Genomic DNA, 3447 nt, shown 5'->3' with positions numbered 1-3447 from the left:
TCCACGGCAGCCGCCCCGCTCACGATCGGGGTGTCGCTGAAGATGTACTTCTCCCACGCCCGGACGCTCGAGTGGGCAGCCGCCGTGGCCGACATCGCCCGGACCCACCCCGCGGTGCAGTCCGGCGCCGTCGAGCTCTTCGTCGTCCCGACGTTCCCCGCGCTCGTGCCGGTGCGCGCGGTGATCGGCGACGCCCCGGTGACGCTCGGCGCGCAGGACCTGGCCTGGGCGGACAGCGGCGCCTTCACTGGCGAGGTGTCCGGTGCGGAGCTGCGCGAGATCGGTGTCGACCTCGTCGAGATCGCGCACGCCGAGCGGCGTTCCCTGTTCCACGAGACGGACGAGGAGGTCGCGGGGAAGGTGCACGCGGCCTTCCGCAACCACCTGCGACCCCTGATCTGCGTCGGGGAGACCACCCTCCCCACCGGCTCGGCCGCCACGTCGCTCCGCAAGCTCCGCGACGCGTCGGCACCGGCCGGCGTGGGCCCTGCCTCCAGTCAGACCGCCGTGGCGGACGTGACCGCGCAGCTCGACCGGTTCCTGGCGACCGCGACCGCGGACGGTCTCGCCGGGCCGATCATCGCGGCGTACGAACCCGTGTGGGCCATCGGCGCCCCGGCGCCCGCGCCCGACGAGCACATCGTCGCGGTCCTCGCCGGCATCGAGGAGCACCTCGCTGCCCGACCGGACCTCGCCGGCTCCGTCGCGATCTACGGCGGCAGCGCCGGACCGGGCCTCCTCACCCGTGGCCAGGGTCGGATCGGCGGACTGTTCCTCGGCCGGTTCGCGCACGACCCCGGGGCTATCCGGACGATCCTCGACGAGGCGGCACAGCTGAGGGCGAGCGCATGACCTCCCTGCTCGGCCTGTCCACCTACGCGTACTTCTGGCGGATGTCCGACCGCGTGCCGGACCCGATGTCGCTCGACGAGGCGATGCGCGACGCGGCAGCGCACGACGGCGTCGACCTCTTCCAGATCTGCGACCACCTGCCGCTCGACAGCGCGTCCGACGAACGACTCGCGGCGATCCGGGCGCTGGCCGACGAACTCGGGCTCGCGCTCGAGGTCGGCACCCGCGGCACGGACCCCGCGCACCTCGCGCGGTACCTCCACGTCGCCGAGGCGCTCGGCGCGACCCTCGTGCGGAGCATGTGGACGAGCGGCGACGACCAGCCCGACGCGCTCGAGACCGAGCGCCGACTGCGCCAGGCCCTCCCCGCGTACGAGGCCTCCGGCGTGACCCTCGCGCTCGAGACCTACGAGGTCGTCGCCACCCCGGACCTCGTCGCCGTCGTGCGGGCGATCGGCTCCGACCACCTCGGGATCTGCCTCGACCCGGCGAACACCGTCGCGCGGCTCGAACACCCCGCGGACGTCGTCGCGATGACCGCACCGCACGTCGTCAACTGGCACGTCAAGGACTCCGGGTTCACCCGGTCGCCGGGGTGGGTCGGGTTCCAGTACACCGGCGTCCCGATCGGCACCGGGGTCGTCGACCACGACGCCGTCCACACCGCGCTCGACCCGGACACACGGGGGATCAACCGCGTCATCGAGTTCTGGCTGCCGTGGCAGGACGCGCACGCCGGCGCCGAGGCCCACCCGGGCGAGACGCCCGCACAGACCACCACCCGCATCGAGGCGGCGTGGACCGAACACACCATCGAGTACATCAGGAGCAAGGAATCATGACCGACACCGTCACCACCACCCACACCGTCGCTGCCGGATCCGGTACGGCCGACGTCACCGTCGCCGTGATCGGTGCCGGCGGCAAGATGGGCACCCGCGTCTCGAACAACTTCGCGAAGAGCGAGTACACGACGCTCTACAGCGAGGCCTCGCCCGCCGGGCAGGAGCGCATCGAGGCGCTCGGACGGACGATCACCGACAGCGTGGAGGCCGCCAAGGTCGCCGACGTCCTGATCCTCGCCGTGCCGGACGTCCTGCTCGGCAGCATCTCCGAGCAGCTCGTCCCGGTCATGAAGTCGGGTGCCAGCATCCTGACCCTCGACCCGGCCGCCGCCTACGCGGGGCTGCTCGCGAAGCGCGACGACATCCACTACGCCGTCGCGCACCCGTGCCACCCGTCGGTGTTCCTCGAGCGCACCACCAAGGAGGAGTGGGACGACACCTTCGGGGGCATCGCCGCCCCGCAGGAGGTCATCGCGGCCTTCGACGCCTCGGAGTCCCTCGGTGACGAGGGCGACACCGCCAAGGCCGTCGCCGAGGCCGTCATCACGACCATGTACGCGCCGGTCATCCAGGTGCACTGGGTCACGGTGAAGCAGCTCGCCGTCCTCGAGCCGACGCTCGTCGAGACCATCGCGTGCATGATCGGCGACTTCCTGAACGACGCGCTCGAGGAGACCGTCACCGGCGTCGGCGTGCCCCGCGAGGCCGCCCGCGCCATGCTGTACGGCCACACCTGGATCGCCCTGACGAACGGCCTGCGCGGCTCGAACCCGTTCTCGGACGCCTGCCACATCGCGATGGGGTACGGCCGCGAGAAGCTCATCAAGGAGGACTGGAAGCAGGTCTTCGACGACAGTGAGCTCGACTCGGTCATCGCGAAGATGCTCAAGATCGACGCCGTCAAGCGCTGATCACCCCCGAGACCGGAACGCCCCGCCGACCCCCTTCCGGCGGGGCGTTCCTCGTGGTCCCCACGCCTCGGCGAGCGTGATCGAGGCGACACCCGGCACCGTGAGCGCCTGCACCGCCGCCGCGAACCACGCGGCGGCGGCCGCGGAGTGCTGCTGCGGATCCGTCGCGTCCGGCACGAGCTGCGGCCCGTAGCCGGTTTCGACCGAGGCGTCGGTCACGACCCGGCGCGGTGACGTCGCCACCGCGTTGAACCGCGGACGGAGCGTCACCGGCCCGACGTGGAGCGGCCTGCCGGCGGCGAGCCTGGAGGCGCTCATCACCACCCAGCGCTGCATCCGGACCGACTCGGTCACCTGGGCACGGCTGCGGTCGTGCATCTGCGGCGTCACGCTGAACGTCAGCGGGCCGTCCCAGTCGCCGAAGCGGTCGATCGTGCGGTTGAGCTCGGTGAAGTGCGCGCGGGTGCCGGCCACGACCTCGAGGCCGGTCCGGGCCGCCGCGGCGTCCCGGAGCGCACGCTGCAGCGGCCCGGTGGTCACGTGCGACGACGGGTCGAAGGCACCGATGCGGACCACGGGTCCGGTCGCCAGCACGTCGTCGATCGCCCGGCGCAGCAGGTCCGGGTCGTCGGTCACGAACCGGACGTCGAGTGGGGCCCCACGGGCGTCCCGCCGGGCGGAGGCGAGCACCGCGGCGACGTCGGGGTCGCCGAAGACGGGTTCGACGAGGATCGGGACACCGCCCGGCAGGTCGTCGTCGTCGGGTCGGCCGGCTGCCGGGGCGGACGACGCCAGGAGCTGGAGGGTCGGGGGCGGCNTGACCACGGTGGTCGGACCCG

General features: G+C 72.6%; 3 protein-coding genes. All 3 read left to right on the top strand.

Features of this window, described 5'->3' with window-relative positions:
* On the top strand, positions 1–852 hold an 852-nt coding region (locus I5E_RS13865), incomplete at its 5' end, for a triose-phosphate isomerase family protein (protein ID WP_022907513.1).
* Complete coding sequence (locus tag I5E_RS13860; RefSeq protein ID WP_022907512.1) at positions 849–1694, top strand: sugar phosphate isomerase/epimerase family protein; 846 nt, start codon at positions 849–851, stop codon at positions 1692–1694. The genes I5E_RS13865 and I5E_RS13860, both read left to right, overlap by 4 nt.
* Positions 1691–2608 carry a phosphogluconate dehydrogenase C-terminal domain-containing protein gene (locus I5E_RS13855; protein WP_022907511.1) on the top strand — a complete coding sequence of 306 codons (918 nt, stop codon included), beginning with the start codon at positions 1691–1693 and terminating at the stop codon, positions 2606–2608. The genes I5E_RS13860 and I5E_RS13855 overlap by 4 nt, the downstream gene beginning before the upstream one ends.
* The last annotated feature ends 839 nt before the right edge of the window (positions 2609–3447 follow it).

The organism is Curtobacterium sp. B18, assembly GCF_000333375.1.
Classification (GTDB): domain Bacteria; phylum Actinomycetota; class Actinomycetes; order Actinomycetales; family Microbacteriaceae; genus Curtobacterium.
Note: the sequence above shows the minus strand (reverse complement) of the source record. Positions and strands in the feature narration are given on the sequence as shown.

Excerpts from the sequence above, each read along its gene's own strand:
- I5E_RS13860 (WP_022907512.1), top strand. The coding sequence starts at position 849 with ATGACCTCCCTGCTCGGCCTGTCCACCTACGCGTACTTCTGGCGGATG.
- I5E_RS13855 (WP_022907511.1), top strand. The coding sequence starts at position 1,691 with ATGACCGACACCGTCACCACCACCCACACCGTCGCTGCCGGATCCGGT.